Consider the following 20,624-nt stretch of genomic DNA (forward strand, 5'->3'; position numbering starts at 1 on the left):
TCCGATAGTTACACTCCTTTCTCCCCGGCCTCCAACGCTGACCGCGCCAGACGGATGCGCTCTGTGGCGGCGGCGTAGTAGGCGGGGACGGTTTCAAAACAGATGAAGCGGCGGCCCGTATTGAGGGCGGCAACCGCTGTTGTGGCAGAGCCCGCGCAGATGTCCGCCACCACCTCGCCGGGCCGGGTGTAGGTTTTGATGAAATACTCGCACAGGGCCACCGGCTTCTGCGTGGGGTGGACGGTGCGCTGGACGGCTGGAAAGGTCAGCACGTTTCCGGGAAAGCGCAGGCCGTCCTCCGATCCGCTGCCGGAACGGGTAAATTTTCCGTAGTTGGTGCTGTTCCCGTTATTGCCCGCAATTTTCTTGTAGGGCTTGCCCTGCTCAAACTGCGGATTGTAAAGCGGGAGCTTCTGATAGAACACCAAAATATTCTCCGTCTTTTTCAACGGAGCGCGGCGGGCGTTGAGAAAGCCTGTGCAGCGGCTTTTGTACCATACCCACTCATAGCGGAGCATGGACAGGTTGGATGCCCCCAGCACCTTGTCATAGGGGCATTGTGCAAAGAACAATACAGCGCCGTCCGGCTTGACCGCCCACTTGACCGCCTCCCACAGCTCCGGGAGCGGCAGGGGCACATCCCAAAAGTTCCGGGTGGTGCCATAGGGCGGATCGGTCAAGAGCATATCCACCGAATGACGGGGCAGGGAGCGCAGGCCCTCGATGCCATCCATAAGGAACAGGCCCTCCGGGAGCTCCGGGGACTTCTGGATACTTTGTCCAGAGGTGCCCTTATCGGTCATCCCTGGCCTCCTTGCCCTTTGCCGGGGCGGGCCGGGCGGCGTTTTCACGGGCGGCCTGCGCCCGCCCCTCGGCTAACTGCTGGGCAATCTTCTTCGCGTCATCCCTGCCGCCCAGCAATTCCTGCTTTTGCAAAACGGACTCTGTTTCCGCCATAAAGCGGTAAACATCGGCCTGGTTGAAGTCCTCCGGCGCTTTCCCGTTCCACAGGCGCGACCCGTCGGGCCCATATCTTCTCGGCATATAACACCCCTTTCTCAATGTGCGCTAAAGATACTTCGCGCAATCGCCCCGGTTTTGAACAGCATGAAGCAGAGCAAAACCGTATAGCCCACGGTGCCCCAAATCGCCCCAATGGGATCTCCGCCTGTGGCAATTCCCTGGATCAGCACCGCATAAATCGCAACACACACCAGAATGAGCAATCCTTGGAAGCCCACGGCAAACAGGGAGCGCAGATAGTTCTGCCCCATCTGTCCCACCTCCCGGTGGGAGATCGTTGCCATAGGGATGGGGGCCAAACTGGTGAGCAAATAGATTTCCAACATTCTGCCATACACCAACACAAAAATGACGATGCCCAGCGCCCACATGGTAACGCCAATAATGGAGGACTGGAGCCATAGGCCGAGAAGCGGCCCTAAGTCCATCCCCTCCAGGGTGGTTTCCAGTTCCGTGATCATATCCGGCGTGATGTCCGTGGAGCCCTGGATCAGACCGCCCGCCTGGGCAATTACCGTCTGCGACACGTCAAAAACGGCCATCACAATGTCAAAGGTATTTGAGAGAATGAGGATGGCACAAGCCGTTTTGAACATCCATTTGTAGATATTCGCCACGTCAAACTCGTGCATATTGTTCTTTTCCAAAAGCATCTGAATGAGCTCATAGGTGGCAACAAAGGTCAGTACCAGCCCGGCAATCGGTAAGATCACCGTTTCGGAAAGCTGGCGGATGAGGGAAAATACCCCGGCGTTCCACGCCGCCGGGGTAGTCCCCACCTGTACCGCAATCTCTCCGACTTGGGTATTGACGTAATCAAAAAGCCCCTCCAGGTTCCCCATGATCCCGCCAATCAGCAGCTCTTTGAGCCAGTCCGTGAGCCAGTCGGTGAGAAAATCCATAAGCCGCTACCTTAAAACAGGCCGGACAGCAGAGGGATCAGGGTGGTGCCCAGCAGGATGATGCCGCCGCCCGCCATGAGCTGTTTCATCCCCAATTAGGTGTAAAAACTCTGCTCGATGGCGGGCGGCGGCGTACAAAAAATCTATATGGTGTTGTTAAGAGAACCGTCCCGGCGGGACAGGTCAGGCAGTGACCTGTTCCACCTCCGGGATGGGTTTGAGATTAAAATGAATTTCGATAGAAATGTGTCTTGTTTTATCTTCGTCAATGCGCTCATGCACAACGATTTCTTTGATTAAGCGGTTGAGGGTGGCTGCGTCCAGCTCTGTGATGTTGGCGTATTCCTGAATGGCTTCCACCCATTGTTTTGCATCATTGGCAAGCTGGACTTCATCGGACAGCCGCTTTCTGCCCTCGGACACTTTTGTTTTAAGCTCCGTCTGCTCGGTCTGTGTCTTTTCCAGCATGGTGTTGAAATTCTGCTCACTGATACGCCCTGCAATCATATCCTCATAAAGCCGCATGACCATTTTGTCCAGAACCTCAATCCGTTCCTCGTCCCTTGTAAGGGAGCGTTCCATTGCTTCCCGCTGTTCCCGCTGCTCGGCTTCACAGGTATTGGTCAGGCGGTCGGCAACCGCTTCCCCGTCCATCAGGGCAGCTCTGGCACATTCCCGGATTTTCCGCAGCACATGGCTGTAAAGGGTGTCATAATCAATCCGGTGCTGGGTGCAGTGGTTCTTTCCAAAGGCATTGTAGGTCTTGCAGGAGTAAATCCGCTGGGGATGTTTAGCGTTTGTGTAGCGTACCGTCAGCGACTTCCCACACTCGCCGCATTTTAACAGTCCGGCAAACAGGCTGATTTCATTGGTCTGCCCCGGACGCTGGCGGGATTTCAGCTTGTTCTGCACAATGTCAAAGCTCATGCTGTCAATCAGCGGTTCATGCTGTCCCTCCACCACAATCCAGTCCTCCGGCTTCTTTTCCCCAATCGTGCCGATTTTGAAGCGGTAGTCCTTTTTCTGGGAAGCAATCGCCCCGGTGTAGACGGGATTCATCAAAAGGTCTTTGATAACGGAGAAGTCCCACATATACCGCCCGTTTTCTGGGTCTTTCTTTTCCCATTTGGTGCGGGTATTGCGAAGCCCCCGTTCCCGGTTCCACCATGTAGGGCAGGGGATTTTTTCTTTCTCCAGCCGTCTGCGGATATAGTTCGGACCATGACCGTTCAGGGCATATCCGAAAATCAGCCGCACAATCGGGGCGGTTTCCTCGTCAATGAGCAGATGGTTTTTGTCCTCCGGGTCTTTCCGATACCCAAACGGGGCAAGACACCCGGTAAACTGTCCTTTCTGCGCTTTCAGAAGATAAGAGGAATGGACTTTCTTGGAAATATCCTTGCTGTACATCTCGTTCAGGATATTCTTGAACGGGGCAATGTCGTTGTTATCCCGCAGGGTGTCGATGCCGTCATTCATGGCGATATAGCGGACACCGTTTCTTGGGAAAAAGTCCTCAATCAAATGCCCGGTTTGCAGATAATTACGCCCCAGTCGGCTGAGGTCTTTCGTGATGACAAGGTTGATCTGCCTGCGCTCAATGGCTCTCAACATTCTCTGTAGGTCAGGACGCTCCATGTTAAGACCTGTGAAGCCATCGTCCTGATAGACTGCCACAACCTCCCATCCCTGCTTTTCGCAGTATTTTTCCAGCATATCACGCTGGTTTGCGATACTGGCACTTTCGCCTTGCAGGTCATCGTCCTTTGACAGCCTGCAATAGACCGCCGCACGATAACCCCCGGCAAGTGCCGAACCGATTGTTCTGTATTCCATTTCGTTCATCATAGCCATTTACCCACACAATCCAGACGGTATCTGGCTCTTTTGAACCTCATCTTCATTATAGCCTATATCTTTCTTTTTAGCAAGATATTCTTTTGCATTTGTCTTTCCGTATTTCTGGGAAATCAGGCTGACGAACACATCAGTGGCGTCAAGCTCCCCGTCAAATACAGTGGTCACATGAATCTCTGTTTTGTTTTTTGCCATAGGCAGTTATCCTCCATACATGAAAATAGCCAGACAGAGGGTGTCGGCAACGAAGTCCGGCAACGGACTTCAAAAGACCTTGCAAACAATCTCAATCTGGCGATGGTTACTATTTATACTTTTCTTTTATTTTTTTGTTGTTTTGGTTGTTATAAGGGAGAAAAGCCCGGAAATAAGGGGTTTTTCCCGGCAACCGGCTCGGCAACGGGATAACAACAGGGGGTGCAACGGGCTGTCCTTTTCAGAATGGAAGCTCCATCTGTTCTGTGACCTCCACAAAACCGTCCATCGTTTTTTCAGACGGGTTGCCGGAGTCCGTTGCCGGGTTTTCACGCTCCCAGCCCTTTTGTCTGCCATATTCGGAAAACATTCTTGGGTTTGGGAAGTACCGCCAGCTGGAAATGCACTGGTTCATAATCTCGTTGATTTCCCGGATTTCCCATTGCTTCGGCTCGTCAAAAGCATGGTTCAAGGCTTCCTTATAGAGCTGCTTGGAGCAGACCATGCTCCCGGTGTATTTATCAAGATACGCCTGTATCATCCCGGCTTTGGTGTCCTCCGGCATAAAATCCCGCTGGTGTTCTTTGAGATACCGCTGCATGGCGGGGCTGAAAGCCAGCTTGAACCTGCCGCTTTTATAAATCTCCATCGCTTCCGCCCACATCTGCCCGATATAGGCTCTGGAAGCGGCTTCATCCTCCAAAATGTGAACTTCCGCCTGCTCCGGGTACACCATGACCGGGATAAAGCGGCGGTTGCCGGAACGGTCAAGGGGCAGGAAGTCAAGGGCATTGGAAGTGCCGCCAAACACGCACTGACGGGGGCGGTCTGCCGGGTGGGTTTCATAAGGTATCTTGTAGACCTCTTTCTGCCGGCTTAAAAATGACTTGATTTCCTCAATGCTCTTGGCGTTGGCGGTTGCCATCATTTCCGACATTTCAATAATCCAGTGACCTTGCAGCTTGCGGTACACATTGTCATCGTCCAGCTTCCGCAAATCATCGGAGAACCACTCGTCCCGGACTGCCAGCAGCCGGAAGAAGGTGGACTTTCCAGCCCCCTGACCGCCTACCAGACAGAGCATGATTTCAAACTTGCACCCCGGCTGAAAGGCTCGTGAGATTGCACCCAGCAGGAACAGCTTCAACGCTTCATAGGTGTAATCGTCTGCGTCAGCCCCCAGAAAGTGCCGCAGGCAGAAGCGGATTCGCTCTGTCCCGTCCCACACAAGGGTATTGAGATAGTCCCGGATGGGATGGTACTTGTTTTCATTCGCCACAATCCCGATGGCGTTATCAATCTTTTTCTCATTGGTAAGCCCGTAGGTTTCTTCCAGATAAAGAAGCAGATACTTCATGTCCGTATCGTTCAGGGCGGTGCTTTCTCTGTGAAAACCGATGGGCTTTATGATGTCCTTGCGGTCAGTCAGGATGTTGTATGCGATAGCCCCTGAAAGCAGAGGGTCACGTTGGAATACGGTCAGGCAGTTCCGTATGCTCTGACGGACACCGCCTTTCTCGGTGGTTTCCAGCCCCGCCTTGATTTCCTCAACGCTCTGGGGCGGCTGCATGGCGTTCATAGTGTTTTTTAGTTCTTGCTGCGTCTGCGGCTGCAAGTTCTGCCATTCGCTGTTCAAGCTGTATCACATCCTTTCCGTAGTCCGTAATCAAATCCGCTTTTTCCTCTGTTTCCCCGAACAGCAGCACATCCAGCAGATATTCCACTTGGGCTTGCTTCTGTAAGGCTTCCACAAACCGGGGATGAAAGGCTTCCTCCGGGGAGTGCGGGGCGTAGTCCGTTCTCCATGCCATCAGCAGATGGAGATAATCGGCAAGAATACGGAAGCAGCGATTCTTTGCTTCCTGAAACTGTTCCTCCGGGGATTTCTGCCGGGTCTTGGGCTTTTTTACCTTTCCCGGCGGTTTCCAGTCCTCATAGGAAAGCCCGAAGTCCTGTGCCAGCTGTACGGCGGCTTCTTTCTTTCCCAGCCCATACAGGGCGGCGGCAAAATCAATCACATCCCCATCCGCACCGCAGCCGAAGCAATGGTAACGCCGATCCAGCTTCATGCTTGGGGTTTTATCGTTATGGAACGGGCAGCAAGCCATCCCGTTCCGACCTACATGGATTCCATAATACTCCGCAGCCTGTCTTGTTGTGACGGACTGCTTCACAGCTTCGAATACATTCAAATCTATCCCTCCTTGAAAATAAGAAAAGCACCTGACATTCTCTAATTGAAAATGGCAAGTGCCTGTTAAAGTTCCATATCCTGTTGTCTGTGTTTCTCCTGTGCCGGGGCGGTTCTTTGTGCTTTTTTCTCGTCAGTCTTATCCTGCAAGACTTCTTTGATGGGCTGCTTCTTGGGCGGCTCTTTGCTTTCCTCTGTGCCGGGTGTGGCTTTCCGTACCCAGTAGCGGATGTCCCGCAGCTTCTTCAAATCCTCCTGTACCTCGGTCAGTGGTACTTTCAGCTCTGCGATTTCGCTGAGAAGCGTTTCCTGCTCCTGTTGCAACTCATTTTTCGTTTTATCCTTATCGTCCGGGTGCTTGGCAAGGTAGTCAGCGGCTTTCTCATACCGGGCAACCTCCGGGTGTTCCTGTTTGAATTTCCCCTTTATTTTCTTAAAAAATATCTTCTGGTACTTCTCATAGACAGCCTTACATTCCTTGCAGTCTGTCCGGCTGGCAAGAATCCCGTCAATCACTTTGCTCCGGGCTTCCTTTGGCTTCATCTGATTGCGGTAATCTGCGGCTGATTTCCCGGAAGATTCCAGAAACGCTTCTAAGTCCTCCACAGTGGAAAGCCCCTTTTGCCGGAGATAGGACAGGGCTTCGCTGACTGCCTTTAAGTCCTGTGAAGTTCCCCGGTTCTGTCCAGCCCTTGTCCAGTCCTTCCGTTCTTCCTTTCGTATCTCCATATACTTCATCAGCAGATTGGGAAGAAGTGTCGCTTCCTCCGCCGCCTTTTGTGCAAGCAGCTCCTTCCGTTTTTCTCCCAGCTCGGTAATCCAGCCTTTGAGGTTTTGGATAAGCTGCCGGATGGACTTCATCAGGCGGTTGGCGGCTCTGATTTCCCGGTTCAGGTTGCCGATATTCGTCTGGATACCTCGCTTTTCCATCTGCCGGACAGCAGTCCCCTCATGGACAGTGGGGACTATATCAAGCCCCTGTCTGGCATAGGAACGCAAGTCCACACGCTCCGGGCGGTCATTGGCGTCCAGATAGCGGTTCTGGATAACCTCCCATTCATGCCGCCAGATTTCACAATACTTCTGGTCGTTCCAGTCCACCGTATCCTCCTTGTGGCTTTTCCACCTGCCGGACGGCAGCTTTATCCGTTCCCCATTCTCGTCAAGGTCATAAACCTTGCGGCTCTTGGGAAGCCATTTTCCATGTTCATCCATTGCCCGCATGGTCAGCAGGACATGGGCGTGGGGATTGTGTCCCGGCGGATGGGGGTCATGGATGGCAAAATCAGCAATCATGCCTTTGGAAACAAACTGCTGTTCACAAAACTCCCGTACAAGGACAGCGTACTGGTCGGGCGGTATCTCTCTGGGAATGGTAAGCACCCACCGCCTTGCAAGCTGGGAGTTCCATTGCTTTTCCACCGCTTCGGCGGCATTCCATAAAGTATTGCGGTCTGCATATTCCTGTGGAGCATTTGCCGGGAGCAGGATTTCATTGTGGACGATACCACGCTTTTCCGGGTAGTGCTTTACTTGCTGGTCGTATTCACAGAACAGCTTTTCGCCGCTTTGGTAAGCAGCGGCGGCAACCGCAGACTGCCGCTGGCTGCGCTGAACAATCGTGATTTCGTTGTGTGGACAAGGCATTTCGTGTCCCTCCTTTCGCTAATTGGTGGATGGGGTGGCGTTTTACCACCTCATTTTGGGCAGAAAAAAAGCAGGAGACCTTTTTCAGATTTCCTGCTCGGTGTGCCACTGTGTGAGCGGCGGGTATTTAGTTGTAAAAGTTCGGGACAAGTTGACCCGATGTAAAGCTAACAAACTGGAATTGCACCAAAACAATCTAAGACAACAACGCTGCCCTACTTGCGATTTTTTCTTGTACTGCGGAAACAGTTTCTTGAATGGAATAAGTGGTCGTATCTATAACATTCGATTCATATATTCCCAGATTGCAAAATTGCTCCCACATGGTTTCTACCAATTCGATATTTGTCTTTCGGTCTAACTTTGAGCGTTCAACAGCTCGCTTCAAGGTTTCTTCCTTACTTGCCCTTAAAATAATATAATGCACCTCATAATGTTCCCGAACAAGACTTTGCCACGGCTTTAAAAACCACGGTCCGATAATACCGTCAACAATTACATCATATCCACCACGAGCATATCGCTTCGCAGCTTCTAAAAACGCTTCAATGACAATCAAATTTTGCTCATTTGATTCTGGCAAATGCGGTGGTATTGCCCCTTTACTCAAATAATGATAAAAGTCATCTGTGTGCATATGCACAGACTTTTCCAAATCTGATTCTTTTGCAACAGCAGATGCCGTTGTAGTTTTTCCTGTCCCCGGCGCACCTGTGATTACAATAATTCTACCTTGATTCATCTATATTTTACCTCCACAAATTACGATTTTCTTAATTCTACAAACTGGAATTTGAGTCTCTGTAAAGCTGGAATTAACCCATACAATTATTTTAATTTAGAGGTTCTTACGCAATTATCCGTATTTTGTAATTTTTCAATACTGGAATGCCAGTGTAAATCAGCATTCTCCATTTTTATTAAAGCGAAAAACGTAAAATTGCGGAAGAACCAATTTAGATATTCACAATTTTACTTGCCACAGTATCTCGAAAAACACTGTCATGTTCTACCAGGAGCATGGTCGGGGCAAACTCCGTTATGAGTTGTTCAATCTGCATACGTGAGTACACATCAATAAAGTTGAGCGGTTCATCCCATACATACAAGTGTGCCTTTTCACAAAGGCTTTTCGCAATTAGGACTTTCTTCTTTTGCCCGCCAGAAAAGTCTTTAATATCCTTTTCAAACTGTACACGCTCAAAGTCCATTTTCCTAAGAATTGCCTTGAACAAACTTTCATCAAGGTTGTTTTCTTCTGCAAACTCGGAAAGGGTTCCACATAAATACGATGTATCCTGTGGCACATAAGAAATTACAAGCCCAGAGCCAAGTGTTACTGTACCCGTATAATCTATGGACTGCCCGACTACCAACTTTAACAGGCTACTTTTGCCACTGCCGTTCTTTCCATCAAGCACAATGCGTTCTCCCTGTCTTATTTCAAACGAAACGGGTTCACAAACTGAAATGCCATCATAATAAACTACTACATTCGATAATGATGCAAGCAAATCTGTATGGTAATTAAGCGGTTGTATCTTGAGGGCTTCTGCGGTTTCCATATTTTTCAGCAATGCTGATTTTTGTTCGATTGTCTGTTGTTGTCTCGCTTCTATAGATTTTGAACGCTTCATCATTTTGGCGGCTTTATGACCGACATAACCTTTATCTGCTGCCCCAATTTTGGAAGCTTCTACACGTTCAGACCATACTGCAGCGCGTTTTGCCGACTGCTGTAATCGTCTGATGTCCTTTTGCAAACGTTCGTTCTGAGCCAGTTCAAATTCTTGCTGTCGCTCAAAATTTGACATCCATGATGAAAAGTTTCCTCTTTGCACTTCGATATTCGCTCGGTTAATCGATAGAATATAGTCAACACAATCGTCAAGAAAGCGACGATCGTGAGAAACTAAGATGAATCCCTTTTTCTTTTTCAGATATGCCGCCACACTTTTTCTCGCTTTGGCATCCAAATGGTTGGTAGGTTCATCAATCAGTAGGAAATGCCCTTCATTAAGAAAAAGAGCGGCAATCAAAACCTTTGTCTGCTCTCCGTTGGAAAGTGTTTCAAAAGGTCGCCAAAGCACATCGACATCAACATCAAGATAAGAAAGTTCTCGCATAAGTTCCCATTCTTCCGCAAGTGGGCAAATCTCCTGCAATATATCCTCTGTAATACGATTCTTATCTGAAACGGGATAAGGAAAATAATCAAACTGTACGGATGATAGGATTTTTCCACTATACTCATATTTCCCAAGCAGAAGATTCAGAAAGGTTGTTTTACCTCGTCCGTTTCTGCCCACAAAACCAAGCTTCCAATCGGTATCAACCTGGAAACTGACATTTTCAAAAACATTATCATAACTTGTCGGATATGAAAACGTAAGGTTTTCAATTTTAATCATTGACATAAATATTATCCTCCTTTGCATGTCATACGATACAAAGTCGGTTCGGTGAATGTTTACTACGTATAGATTTCACCAAAAGGAACCGACACTATACGGAGTGAATCATGTGTAACTATCTGTTCTGCACTATTCATAAAGCACCTCCAAAACAAAATAAGAGCCACAAGAAAGTTTATCCTTGCAGCTCGTCATAGCATAAAATAACACCACTAAGCAAAAGTGGCAACAGCACTATATTGAGTAAGATAGACATATAACTTTCTTGCAATAGACACAATAATGCCAAAGTATAGCACTACCGCATATTTTGATTTTATTTGCAAGAAAAGTTAATCATCTTCCCACCTCTTTCTAAATTTCAAAATATTATACCATAAATCGCAGGCAAATACAAGTGGTTATAAAAATTTAACAAATCGCTTATAATACAATCATATAACTTTACGCATTCCTTACTGACCGTAAAATTCCGATTTATTGCTGACTTTATTATACTTTATTGCCTATCGAAAAGATAGCATATTTTATGAAACTTGTCGGCTGGGAACAGCTTGCAACGCAAGGTGTCCCCAGATGACAAGTCCACAAAAGGGTAGCTGGCGGTAGCCAGCGCAGGGGAAGCGTAGCGTCCCCTGTATGATTTGGAGCAGACCATGACTGCGAAAAATCACAGCCCTCCGGCAAGGAGCCTTCGGAGAACGCAATGCACCAACCTTTGGGTGGTGTATAATTGCGCCCTTAGTAAACTAAGGGGTTTCCGGCTTCTCACGTTCCAGCAGTTTCTTCAATAGTTCCTGCGTGTCCTGCCTGTGAAAAATGAGTGTCAACAACAGCATGACATCATCATCTGTCAGGCGTTCCGGCTCTTGCAGAAAACTTTCCAGCATACCGCCACGAGTACAGAGCCGGTGTGTCCGTTCTTTTCGGGTAAGCTGCTTTAGCTGGTGCTGCAATGCCTTTTCATCATTGATGGCTTTCCGCAGTTTCTTTTCACTCTTTTCCAACTCTCGGTTGAGCTTTTCCAGCTTTGAGGTATCAGGCAAGGGCAGCGTCCTCCTTTCCCGGTATCAGCACATAAATCCTGTTTGGTTCTCCAACGCCCTGACGCACTCGCATGATCAGTCCGGCGGTTTCCAGTTCATTCAGAGAACGCTTGACCGTCATGGGGCTGCGGGACAGGACTGCGGCAATGGCTGTGACAGGGAAGCAGATAAACAGGATTCCGTTCTCGTCCTCCTGTCCGTTGGATAGCATAGCGTCCAACATCCGGCAGTACATGACCTTTGCGGTGCTGCTGACTGGAAATCCTGTCAACGCTCTGGGAAAGGGCATACAGGGCGGCAACGGTGTGCCTATCGTCATAAATTCAAAATTCATTCGGTGTGTTCCTCCTTTTTCTTTGCTCTTTTGGATAAATAACGGGGGCAGTCAACCACAACCGCCCGGAAGCTCTGCTTGCACCCATGCTTGCATTTCCGGCATAATTCGTTGTAAGTGACACGCCCCCGGTCATTGAGGTAAAAAGAAAGCTCATGCTTCCTCTTTTTGCTCATTCTCGGCATATTGCGTTTCCTCCCGTTTTAGTGTATAGTTTCGGGGCGATTTTCGGCAAAATTACGGTCATAGAGCCGTCTAAAATCTCCAGAAGTATCAGCAATAGGGTAGACTATCCCCCTATCAGATTGTCGTGTTTCGGTATCATTTCGGTATCAGTTCGCCAGTTCTCCCCGGTGTCGTTCCTCCCCTGAATCTCACAGCGGCGTATTGCTCCCTTTGGTACGCTCGTTTCGGTCAGGGTTCCTCCATATCCCTGCCAAAAGTCATGGCGCTACATCGCCGGGGAAGCATATCCCACACAGGCTGGTCATTCGATTGGAATAATCCATCGATGAACTACCTGTATCATAGAACATTTTTGTGCCCTGTGCCGTATGTCCACAAAGTAGGAATTAAGGGTAAAAATCAGAAATTTCCACGATTGCGGAAAGTATGATATAATCCAGTTAAGCGGCAGTAATGAAACCGCCGGAAAGGAGCGTGCGCCCATGAAAGGAGCGACAAGCATACAGGAACGCCTTTGGGAACTCCGCAAGGACAAAGGCTTAAATCTGGAAGAATTATCAGAGCTGACGGGCATTTCCAAATCAGCTCTTGGCAGTTATGAAAAAGAGGATTATAAGGAAATCAATCATGGCAACCTTATCACGCTGGCAGACTTCTATGGGGTTTCCGTTGATTATCTGCTGTGCCGGACAGAGAACCGGGAGCAGATCAACACGCCACTAACAGAGCTGCATTTGAATGATGAGATGGTGGCACTTCTGAAAGGCGGTCGGATTAACAACCGTCTGCTCTGTGAGCTTGCCACTCATAAGGACTTTATCAAGTTTCTTGCGGACATTGAGATTTATGTAGATGGGATTGCCACCATGCAGATTCAAAACCTCAACGCCCTTGTCGATACTGTCCGGCATGAAATCATTGAACGGTATCGCCCCGGCGAAGACGACCCGCATTTGAAAGTGCTGCAAGCCGCCCATATCAGCGATGATGAATATTTCAGCCACATGGTTCTTGATGACCTCAATCTCATTATCCGGGATATTCGGGAAGCCCACAAAAAGGACAGCGAGAGTGCGCCCCAGACCACCGTTGCCGATGAATTGAAAGAAAATTTGGAAGCGGTTGAAAATTTCAAGGGCAGTCGGGATGAAAAGCTGGTTGTCCTTTACTGCAAGCAGCTCGGCATCAACTATAAAAATCTGTCAGACGAAGAATTTCGCTGGCTCATTCGGATTCTACAAAAATCAAAGAAAACAGGAACTCCTATCAGTCAAAGGAAAAAACGGTAAAGAAAAACCGCTGTTGCATGGTTGTGTTTGCTTCCATGTAGCAGCGGTTGGTGCTATACTTATTCAGTTAAAATTTCAAAGCGATAAAGTGGAATTTATCTTAGAAATTACAGCAATGTTATTTTGATAAACTTTCAAGAATTGAAATATCATGCTTATCTTTATCTCTTAATTCATAACCTGAATGGAAAACTCTTTGGCCTTTTAAGGATATACAAGGAATTGTTTTTCCTTCAAAAAAAGCACTACCAAAGTAATCTTTTTCAAACTCATACCAGCCACCCTCTAAATCAGCTTGTTTTGAAGTTCCGTCCTCACTTAAAACGAACGGGTGAATGTCTAAGTAACCAAGTTCATCACTATATAACTCTATTCTAACCGGTTTCCAGTCTGTATCAATTTTATAGCCCAGATTCAAAAGCACATTTAACAATTTTTCCGTATGTTGAGCATCAAAATTTATATCTATATCTCTATGAATTCTTGTTTGTTTACCAGCTAAAATATCTACACCCCATCCGCCATCCAACCAGTATGTAATTCCAGTATTTTCGAATAATTCTATTACTTTCATTAAATCTTCTTTTGTTGTTATTTCTTTTCTACCCATACAAAGTCTCCTTTACAACTTCTAATTTGTAATAATCATTCTACCATACCGTTATGAATAAATCATCTCATGTAAAACAATTTCTTCTGCCCGGTTGTGAATGTTATTGCAACGCTGCACCCATTCCATTTGACGGGTACGCTTCAATTCCTCGGTCACGCCCTCGGCAGCTTTCATCTGCTCCATGATGGTGTCTAACCGTTTCTGTGCCTGTTCGTTCAGGTCTGCAAGATATGTCCACAATTCCCCGGTCAGGGTCAATGTGTGTAATCTGGCTGGGCAGACTTCTCTTAAATATTCCCGGTGCATCCGTCCGTACTTTCCGATGGGGCGGTGTTCCTCCGGCAACTTCAAGTCCGGGATGTAGTAATCTCCAACAAGGATATAATCAATTCCGTTTTCTTTTATTCTTGGTTTCAATTCGCTCATGTTCCTTACCTCCTGTGGAAGCAGGCTCGTCTGGTACTAACTCAATCACATCGGTAATCTCACAATTCAGCGTTTCGCAGATACGGGCTAATGTATCCATGCTGATGTGCTTTCCCTCTTTGCTCATGTTGGCAATCATATTTGTTGTCATACCAGCGGCAAGCCTTAAATCCTCTTTTCTCATATCACGCTCTAACAGTGTGTGCCAGAGTGGTTTATAGCTGATGTGCATATTGTTTTCCTGCCTTTCTATCCATACCACCGGAGCGGCTGCCCCGGCAGGAACTTTTCTCTTATTATAGCACCAATCTTGTGAAATCACAATTTATTCTTGTAGCCTGCCGCTGATACCGTCTGGATTGGCTTTTCCTTTCTTTTTGTTCCCTTTAATTAGCCATGAACTGCTTCATGCCCTGGCTTTTCGCGCCGGGGTTATCGGAGCCGTAGCCCTCCAGCAGGTTGACAACGCCCCACACGCCAAGGCCAGCGCCGAGGGCAATAACGAGGGTCTGCAAAGTGTTGATGGCAGAAGCGAAAAACTGCATATATTACTCCTTTTCTCCGGGCTATACCCGGCCATGAAAAAAGCCGCCCCGTGTAGGGCGGCAGCGTCCGTACCTCGGGACTCGTCGGCACAAACTTCGCTTTGCTACTTTGGGACAAAATGTCCCAAACTCCGCACGCTCCGTTGCGCCTCCTCTTCCCACAAAATCGCTGATTTTGCGGGAACCCTAAAAGCCCAAGGTTTTATACAAAAGCGTCTGGATCGTCGAGGTCGTCATAGTTGAGGATGTCCTCGTCCTCTTCTGTGAGCGCCTCGGCGGGCACATCCACTTCGTACACCTCACAAGCCTCGTTGGGGCCGGGCCGCCTGCGGCGGTTTATCAGCCTGTCGAGGTTAAAGGCGTTTTTCTTGTCGGCCTCAGCCGTAAACTTGTAGTTGGGGTGTTGCTTCAGATCGTATTTGCGGGAATAGAACGGGGGCAGGCCCCGGAGCTGCAAGATGCACCGATCACCGGGCATTGTGGCAAGCTCGCTGGGGGTCATCAGCTCCCGGCCCAGCCGCTGGATGTTTTGGCTGTAACTTTCGGACTGGCCCCGTGTGCGGCCATCCGTCTGCATGGAGATCGTGGACTTGCCCAGCCAGTTTTCCGATATTTCCTTGATAGTGCTGGCCTCGCGGCCACCGAGGAATATCACGCTGTCCATGTTGCCGAGGATCGTTTCCGCATTTTTATCGTAAATGGCCTTGCATTGAGCAAGCTGCTGATAGAGCAGTACAAGGCTCACCTCGCGGGAACGAATGACGGCCACCAGCTTTTCCAGCCCCGGCACTTGGCCCGTATTGGCCGCCTCGTCCCACAGGACGCGCACATGATGGGGCAAGCGGCCCCCATGCACATTGTCGGCCCGTTCACACAGGAGATTGAACATCTGCGAAAAAGCGAGAGCGACCAAAAAATTGTAGGTGCTGTCCGTATCGCTGATGCAGAAAAATGTTGCCGTCCGTCTGTCACCCATACGGTCAAGTTCCAGTTCATCGTAGCTCATAATCTCCCGGAGCTGGGGGATGTCAAAGGGAGCCAGACGAGCACCGCAGGAAATCAAAATGCTTTTGGCCGTCTTGCCGCTGCTTAACTTGTACTTTTTGTACTGCTTCACAGCAAAGCAATCCGGCTTTCGCTTTTCCAACCCGGCAAACATATAGTCCACCGCGTTCATAAAGTCCTCGTCATCCTCCTTGACCTCCATGCCGGAGATCATGTCCACCAGCGTATTCATATTGCGATCTTCCTCCGCGCCCTCGAAAATGATATAGCCCAGCAGGGCGCAGTATAGGAGCGTTTCGGCCTTCGTCCAGAACGGATCGCCCTCTTTGCCCTCGCCCTTGGTGTTGGAAATAAGGGCATTGACGAACTTTAGGATGTCGGACTCGTTCTTGATATACGCCAGCGGGTTATAGTGCATGGACTTGGAGAAGTCGATGCTGTTGAATACCTTGATTTTGTACCCCCGCTTTTGGAGAAAGCTGCCCACTTGGGACAGGACGCCGCCCTTCGGGTCTACCACCACGAAAGAGGAATGGGCCTGTAAAAGCTGGGGCGTGAGCCAAAAGCGGGTTTTGCCCGAGCCGGACGATCCGATGACACAGGTATTGAGGTTTCGGGCGTTGGCCGGGATCTTGGGCCGGGTGTTCATGGTGAGAAACTCCGTCCCGGTCAGAATGACATTGTTTTCAAACTTGGGATCGACAAAGGGCTTGATGTCCTTTTCGTTTCCCCACCGGGCCGAGCCGTACTCCTCGTCACGCCGGAACTTCTTGGCTTTTTTACTTTTCATGTGGATGAACAGACGGAACGCCACGGCTCCCACGATACCAACCAGCCAGTCAACAGGGTTTAGCCCCGGCGCGAAATCGGCAAAGGCCGGGCCGATAGTCTGGCCGATCCCCATCACTTTTGTTAGGAAACCCGCACCAGCGGCCAGCCGATAGGCCGTACTCAATTTGAGGAACGCCCAGCCGATGAACACATACGGGATATTGGGAATGAGGAATTTTCGGAGCTTATCTGTTTTCATGCGCCGCCTCCTTCACACGCTCCCGCTGTTTGGGCTTTTCACGGGTGAGCTGATCTCCGGCCCGCTTGATCTGATCCCGGATGGGGATGCGCCTGGACTTGGACTTGTTCAGCACCTTTTTGGAATACTCCGAGAAACAGGCGGTCATGGCATCAGCCTGTCCCGCCTTGAAAAACAACAGGTATTTGTCCGGGCCTGTCTTGTAAAAGGCATAATCCACATTCCACTTCCGGGCCACCCGGTCAAAACTTTTGGTATCGCCGGACAGCTCCAGACTGTTGGTAGACACGCCATGCCGCATAAGTTGCTTGACCGTCTGTTTGCCGTGAGGGATCTGCCGGGCGCGGTGTTCTTTGGCGATTTTGCGCCCCACAGCGGCCACCACATAGGCAAGGCTCCGCGCCGTCAGCTTACTGGCCCGGACGGAAACTGCAACAGTACGCCGGGAAATATCTTCTTCTATCAGCTATGCCGCCTCCTTTCTCACCTCGGGACAAGTTGTCCCAAGGTGGGGTTATCGTTCCGTATGGCCCAGCGTGGGCCGTTTCCGTTCCCCCTCCAGCGAGGAACGGTCTATAATTTCCTTGAAAGCTGACATCTGCTCCCGGATGGACAGCTTGGGCATGGAGAAAACGCGGTGCTCGTCGGGAATGTCATCCCGGCCCGTGTAGTGCTCTATAAAGCTGCTGCGGTTGTCGGCCACATATCCACCGGGGGCATAGTGGCCGCCGTCATTGATCCGCACATCCCGCCCGTATGCCTCATAGTCGATATAATCAATGAGGTGTTCCGGGACTTCCACACCGCCGAACTCCAGCACATACATACGGCCCAGCTCCTCGTCACTACGGACACCGGAATAGAACTCAAAGCAATCCAGATTTTGCGTGAGGTTGATTAAGTCTTTTACGCTACCTGTGTATTCGCCAGCGTCTATGACCGCCTCAAACTTTTCTATATCGCTCTGATCCATTTCCGACAGCAGCGCGGCCAGATAGTTGAGCTCGTCAATGCTTTCATATTCGCCCAAGTGCTCATGCAGCCCCAGTACATCGCCGTCAAAGCTGGTTATGAAAATCTCCTCATACCGTATGCCGTCCACGCCGATGCGCTTTAAGAGGGACTGTACCTCCTCCGCCGTGGTGGGAAATTTCAGCGTTTCGCCCACAAGCTGCCCCTCGGCATATTTGCCGAGGTTGGTAATGTAGGCTTCCAGCAGGGCCGCCATATCAGCGGCGGCCCTGTCCCTTGACCGTCAAGATGCCCTCCAGCGTGGTTGCCGTGATACCCAGCCGCTGGGCAACAGCAATATCGTTCTTCATAGCCTCGGTGACGGTATGGCCGCACACCACCAGCACATGAGAGCGTTTGAGCAGATTACGGGCCATGTCGATCCCGCTTTTATGCTCCTCGGGAATGGCATCATTGAGGAACAGGGGATGGAACAGCGTGGGGCAGATGGGCGAAAAGCCCGCCTCATACACGCTGCGGCAATACTGCGCCGCCTGTTTTGCGTTTTCGGCATCGCTGCCGCACCACGCAGCGGTGATATATGCGAGGGGTCGTTTCATTGTTAAAACCTCCATTCAATGAAAAAACCTCGGGACAAATTGTCTCGAGGTTACAGGCTCTTATCCGTTTTCTTTTCGGGCTTGCCCAGCTCGGGGGGCTGCTTGGCCTTCCAGTCATCCAGCAGGGCCATGATCTGATCCTTCATCTGACGGGGGGACTTGTCCTTGCCGAAATACTTTTCCAGTTCCGCGCTATTGATAATCACCTTATCAACCTCCTTCTTTTCTTCCATCAAAATGCCGTCGATCACATCGCCGTTCAGCTTGCCCTCTTGATCCAGCTTGCGGAGCCGCTGGGCTTGGGATAGGGACGGAGAGGACTGCTGGCCCTCAATGGACACGGCGATATACTTCTGATGTTTGGGCCGGATAAAGGAAATCTCCACGGCGGGGGTAAATGCCAGCTTTTTTTCGTCCAGCATTTTCTGCAAATCCGGCACCAGCTCGGTCAAGCGGATATACCGCTGTACCTGTTTGTAGTTCATGCCGTTGCGATCACCCACGATCTGCGTGGAGCGTTTACCCGCCTCCTGTGCGTCCTCACCGGGACGAGCGCCTTGGTGCTTGATGGCCTCCACCTGCATTTTCAAAGACTGTGCCTTTTCCGTGGGCAAAATCTTTTCGCGGTGGCGCAGGTTGTCATCCGTCATAGCGAGGATGGCCTCGTCATCGGTCATGTTACGGACAATACAGGGCATATTCACAAACCCGGCCAGCTCGCTTGCCCTCTGGCGGCGGTGGCCCGCGATGATCTCATACCCGCCATCCTCGGTGGGGCGCACCAGCGCGGGCTGGTTTACACCACTTGCCCGGACGGACTCCACAAGGCCCTGCATCTCGGCATCGTCACGGACACCAAAGGGATGGTTTTTGAACGGGCGCAGCTCGGACAGATTGAGGTAGACAATTTCCTCTTTTTCTGCGCGGGTAGCGTCACGGGGCGCGGCGGGCTGCTCCGGCGCGGCAGGGGCGGGAGCCTCCTGCGGATTGGGTGCAGCATTTTCCGGGGCAGCCTTACTTTGGGACATTTTGTCTCGCGTGGGCGGCTTGGCCTTGTCGGGGGCCGCCTTGTCAGCCTTTGCCGGGCGGCCCTTGCTGGCCTTGGCCGCTGCTTTGTCCTTCGACTCCGTGGTTTTCTGCTTGGGAGCCTTTTCCTTCGGGGCCTTGTCCTTTCCGGCCTCCTCACGGGCGGCGGCGAAATCCACCACCTTGCCAGAGGGAGCAGGGGCAGGATCACTCTTGTCCGGGGTGGCAGTCTGCTTGGCCTCCTTGTCGGGCTTGAGCGGCTCGGGAGCCGCAGGGCTGGGAGCCTCCGGGACGGTGGGCTCCGCCTTTTCTGCGGGAGCTGCCTTTTCAGCCGGGGCGGGATCTGCCACAACGGGCTCGGCCTTGCCGGGAGCAGGCTGCTCCTGCGCGGGGGCCGTGTCAGTCGTTTCTGCCTCGGGGCCGATATTCTTTTTATCGTCTGCCAATGTCAAACCTCCTTTGTCTTGAAATGAAAAAAGCCAGCCCGATGGCTGGCAGCAGATAAGGGACTCCTCCTTTCAAGTTGTGGTGTATGAAAACGCCGCCCATAGTCTCACTCGGGCGGCGTAATGCTCAATATGAAATTGTTTTAGAATAAATACCTTGCTTGACAACTCGGATTTAATTTTAGATTAGATTTTTTCGCGGTGGCCTTCGTTCCACATTTTTTCATCGACATCGGCCATCATCAGCTTTAACAGGATGTCCGACATACTTTCACCGTTTTTATCATAACGGGGCTCCACGATAAAAACGCGATTGCCGATCTCATATCTTTGCGGCTCACCAGCTATATATTCTTTCTCCATACTCAACATCCCCTTTCGCTATGGAACAAGGAAATTATACCATGCGAAAAGGGAATTGCGGTATCGAGCTTGTTTTCAAATTTAGTATTGATATGCGGTCTGGCCCCAGCTATAATGAATTTCAAGAAAAACGCCGATGGTTTTGCGGCTTTTGGTGGGGTGTCCCGCGTATTGAACGCTCTATTGGCCCGATTTAGAGGGGTATGTAACCGATCTAACCGGGAGAGCGCTTGAATGGCATTCAAGAGGTCAGCGGTTCGATCCCGCTTATCTCCACCATTACAAAGAGATTGTGAAGAAAACCTCACTTCTTCGGAAGTGGGGTTTTTGCTTTATGCGGCGATGGCAACGATGTCCATGCCCATGCTGAACTGCTCAAAGTCAATGTTAAAGTCGATATGCAGCTTGTAGTCCCGGTAGACCTCCACCCGCTTGATAAGGCAGTTGACGATCATTTTCTTTGCCTCCATGCTGGCGGTGTCGTACATATCGGCCCAAGAGATAATGTCATCGTA

General features: G+C 50.2%; 23 protein-coding genes and 3 pseudogenes. 1 reads left to right on the forward strand and 25 read right to left on the reverse strand.

Going from position 1 to position 20,624, the window contains the following annotated elements; all coding sequences use genetic code 11:
- Positions 1-8: 8 nt before the first annotated feature.
- The 14 genes and pseudogenes from ACTNBZ_RS11505 to ACTNBZ_RS11570 all read right to left on the reverse strand — a co-directional run bounded on the left by ACTNBZ_RS11505 (position 9) and on the right by ACTNBZ_RS11570 (position 11,794).
- Positions 9-803, reverse strand: coding sequence for a DNA-methyltransferase (locus ACTNBZ_RS11505; protein WP_441210036.1), 795 nt, complete (start codon positions 801-803; stop codon positions 9-11).
- Positions 793-1,044: a hypothetical protein gene (locus tag ACTNBZ_RS11510; protein ID WP_006575050.1), complete on the reverse strand. Its 252-nt coding sequence runs from the start codon at positions 1,042-1,044 to the stop codon at positions 793-795. Before ACTNBZ_RS11510 ends, ACTNBZ_RS11505 begins: the two co-directional genes overlap by 11 nt.
- A 14-nt stretch (positions 1,045-1,058) precedes the next feature.
- Entirely contained in the window at positions 1,059-1,925 is an 867-nt protein-coding gene (locus tag ACTNBZ_RS11515) for a VirB6/TrbL-like conjugal transfer protein, CD1112 family (protein WP_441210038.1), read from the reverse strand.
- 11 nt (positions 1,926-1,936) lie between these two features.
- Positions 1,937-2,017: pseudogene (locus ACTNBZ_RS11520) on the reverse strand (Maff2 family mobile element protein); the annotation flags it as partial.
- 91 nt (positions 2,018-2,108) lie between these two features.
- Positions 2,109-3,779 carry a recombinase family protein gene (locus tag ACTNBZ_RS11525; RefSeq protein ID WP_002584321.1) on the reverse strand — a complete coding sequence of 557 codons (1,671 nt, stop codon included), beginning with the start codon at positions 3,777-3,779 and terminating at the stop codon, positions 2,109-2,111.
- The gene (locus tag ACTNBZ_RS11530) at positions 3,780-3,977 is read right to left on the reverse strand and encodes a hypothetical protein (RefSeq protein WP_002592708.1); all 198 of its coding nucleotides are present in this window, start codon (positions 3,975-3,977) and stop codon (positions 3,780-3,782) included. It abuts the gene before it with no gap.
- Between the two features lie 241 nt (positions 3,978-4,218).
- Entirely contained in the window at positions 4,219-5,556 is a 1,338-nt protein-coding gene (locus ACTNBZ_RS11535) for a virulence-associated E family protein (protein WP_002584323.1), read from the reverse strand.
- Positions 5,525-6,169 (reverse strand): CHC2 zinc finger domain-containing protein, encoded by a 645-nt coding sequence (locus tag ACTNBZ_RS11540; RefSeq protein WP_002584324.1) that lies wholly within the window; start codon positions 6,167-6,169, stop codon positions 5,525-5,527. The genes ACTNBZ_RS11535 and ACTNBZ_RS11540 overlap by 32 nt, the downstream gene beginning before the upstream one ends.
- Positions 6,170-6,234: 65 nt before the next feature.
- Positions 6,235-7,815, reverse strand: a complete 1,581-nt coding sequence (gene mobQ, locus ACTNBZ_RS11545; protein WP_002584325.1) for a MobQ family relaxase — start codon at positions 7,813-7,815, stop codon at positions 6,235-6,237.
- 196 nt (positions 7,816-8,011) lie between these two features.
- On the reverse strand, positions 8,012-8,557 hold the full coding sequence (locus tag ACTNBZ_RS11550) for an AAA family ATPase (RefSeq protein WP_002584326.1): 546 nt from the start codon (positions 8,555-8,557) through the stop codon (positions 8,012-8,014).
- Between the two features lie 214 nt (positions 8,558-8,771).
- Positions 8,772-10,232 (reverse strand): Lsa family ABC-F type ribosomal protection protein, encoded by a 1,461-nt coding sequence (locus ACTNBZ_RS11555; RefSeq protein WP_002584327.1) that lies wholly within the window; start codon positions 10,230-10,232, stop codon positions 8,772-8,774.
- A gap of 746 nt (positions 10,233-10,978) precedes the next feature.
- Complete coding sequence (locus tag ACTNBZ_RS11560; protein WP_002584328.1) at positions 10,979-11,275, reverse strand: DUF3847 domain-containing protein; 297 nt, start codon at positions 11,273-11,275, stop codon at positions 10,979-10,981.
- Positions 11,268-11,609, reverse strand: a complete 342-nt coding sequence (locus tag ACTNBZ_RS11565; protein WP_002584329.1) for a DeoR family transcriptional regulator — start codon at positions 11,607-11,609, stop codon at positions 11,268-11,270. Before ACTNBZ_RS11565 ends, ACTNBZ_RS11560 begins: the two co-directional genes overlap by 8 nt.
- Positions 11,606-11,794: a hypothetical protein gene (locus ACTNBZ_RS11570; RefSeq protein ID WP_002584330.1), complete on the reverse strand. Its 189-nt coding sequence runs from the start codon at positions 11,792-11,794 to the stop codon at positions 11,606-11,608. The genes ACTNBZ_RS11565 and ACTNBZ_RS11570 overlap by 4 nt, the downstream gene beginning before the upstream one ends.
- Before the next feature lie 483 nt (positions 11,795-12,277).
- On the opposite strand from ACTNBZ_RS11570, the gene ACTNBZ_RS11575 reads away from it, so the two are divergent.
- Positions 12,278-13,084, forward strand: coding sequence for a helix-turn-helix domain-containing protein (locus ACTNBZ_RS11575; protein WP_002584331.1), 807 nt, complete (start codon positions 12,278-12,280; stop codon positions 13,082-13,084).
- Positions 13,085-13,202: 118 nt separating this feature from the next.
- Here the strand turns inward: ACTNBZ_RS11575 and ACTNBZ_RS11580 are convergent, their stop codons facing one another.
- The 11 genes and pseudogenes from ACTNBZ_RS11580 to ACTNBZ_RS11630 all read right to left on the reverse strand — a co-directional run.
- Positions 13,203-13,694 (reverse strand): nucleotidyltransferase domain-containing protein, encoded by a 492-nt coding sequence (locus ACTNBZ_RS11580; protein ID WP_002584332.1) that lies wholly within the window; start codon positions 13,692-13,694, stop codon positions 13,203-13,205.
- 51 nt (positions 13,695-13,745) lie between these two features.
- Positions 13,746-14,123 carry a TnpV protein gene (locus ACTNBZ_RS11585; RefSeq protein WP_002584333.1) on the reverse strand — a complete coding sequence of 126 codons (378 nt, stop codon included), beginning with the start codon at positions 14,121-14,123 and terminating at the stop codon, positions 13,746-13,748.
- Positions 14,083-14,445: a helix-turn-helix domain-containing protein gene (locus ACTNBZ_RS11590; RefSeq protein ID WP_007887891.1), complete on the reverse strand. Its 363-nt coding sequence runs from the start codon at positions 14,443-14,445 to the stop codon at positions 14,083-14,085. The genes ACTNBZ_RS11585 and ACTNBZ_RS11590 overlap by 41 nt, the downstream gene beginning before the upstream one ends.
- 70 nt (positions 14,446-14,515) lie before the next feature.
- Positions 14,516-14,668: pseudogene (locus ACTNBZ_RS11595) on the reverse strand (Maff2 family mobile element protein); the annotation flags it as partial.
- A 202-nt stretch (positions 14,669-14,870) separates the two neighbouring features.
- On the reverse strand, positions 14,871-16,703 hold the full coding sequence (locus ACTNBZ_RS11600; protein WP_015574149.1) for a VirD4-like conjugal transfer protein, CD1115 family: 1,833 nt from the start codon (positions 16,701-16,703) through the stop codon (positions 14,871-14,873).
- Positions 16,690-17,076, reverse strand: coding sequence for a PcfB family protein (locus tag ACTNBZ_RS11605; RefSeq protein WP_441210045.1), 387 nt, complete (start codon positions 17,074-17,076; stop codon positions 16,690-16,692). Before ACTNBZ_RS11605 ends, ACTNBZ_RS11600 begins: the two co-directional genes overlap by 14 nt.
- Positions 17,077-17,217: 141 nt before the next feature.
- Positions 17,218-17,931, reverse strand: coding sequence for an antirestriction protein ArdA (locus tag ACTNBZ_RS11610; protein ID WP_015574150.1), 714 nt, complete (start codon positions 17,929-17,931; stop codon positions 17,218-17,220).
- A gap of 1 nt (position 17,932) precedes the next feature.
- Entirely contained in the window at positions 17,933-18,274 is a 342-nt protein-coding gene (locus ACTNBZ_RS11615; protein ID WP_015574151.1) for a DUF7768 domain-containing protein, read from the reverse strand.
- A 50-nt stretch (positions 18,275-18,324) separates the two neighbouring features.
- Positions 18,325-19,746: a ParB/RepB/Spo0J family partition protein gene (locus ACTNBZ_RS11620; protein ID WP_087154058.1), complete on the reverse strand. Its 1,422-nt coding sequence runs from the start codon at positions 19,744-19,746 to the stop codon at positions 18,325-18,327.
- A 186-nt stretch (positions 19,747-19,932) separates the two neighbouring features.
- Positions 19,933-20,109: a hypothetical protein gene (locus tag ACTNBZ_RS11625; RefSeq protein ID WP_015574152.1), complete on the reverse strand. Its 177-nt coding sequence runs from the start codon at positions 20,107-20,109 to the stop codon at positions 19,933-19,935.
- A gap of 332 nt (positions 20,110-20,441) precedes the next feature.
- Positions 20,442-20,624 (reverse strand): annotated as a pseudogene (locus tag ACTNBZ_RS11630) (recombinase family protein); the annotation flags it as partial.

It is taken from the genome of Pseudoflavonifractor sp. HCP28S3_F10 (genome assembly GCF_052065415.1).
Classification (GTDB): Bacteria; Bacillota; Clostridia; order Oscillospirales; family Oscillospiraceae; genus Pseudoflavonifractor_A.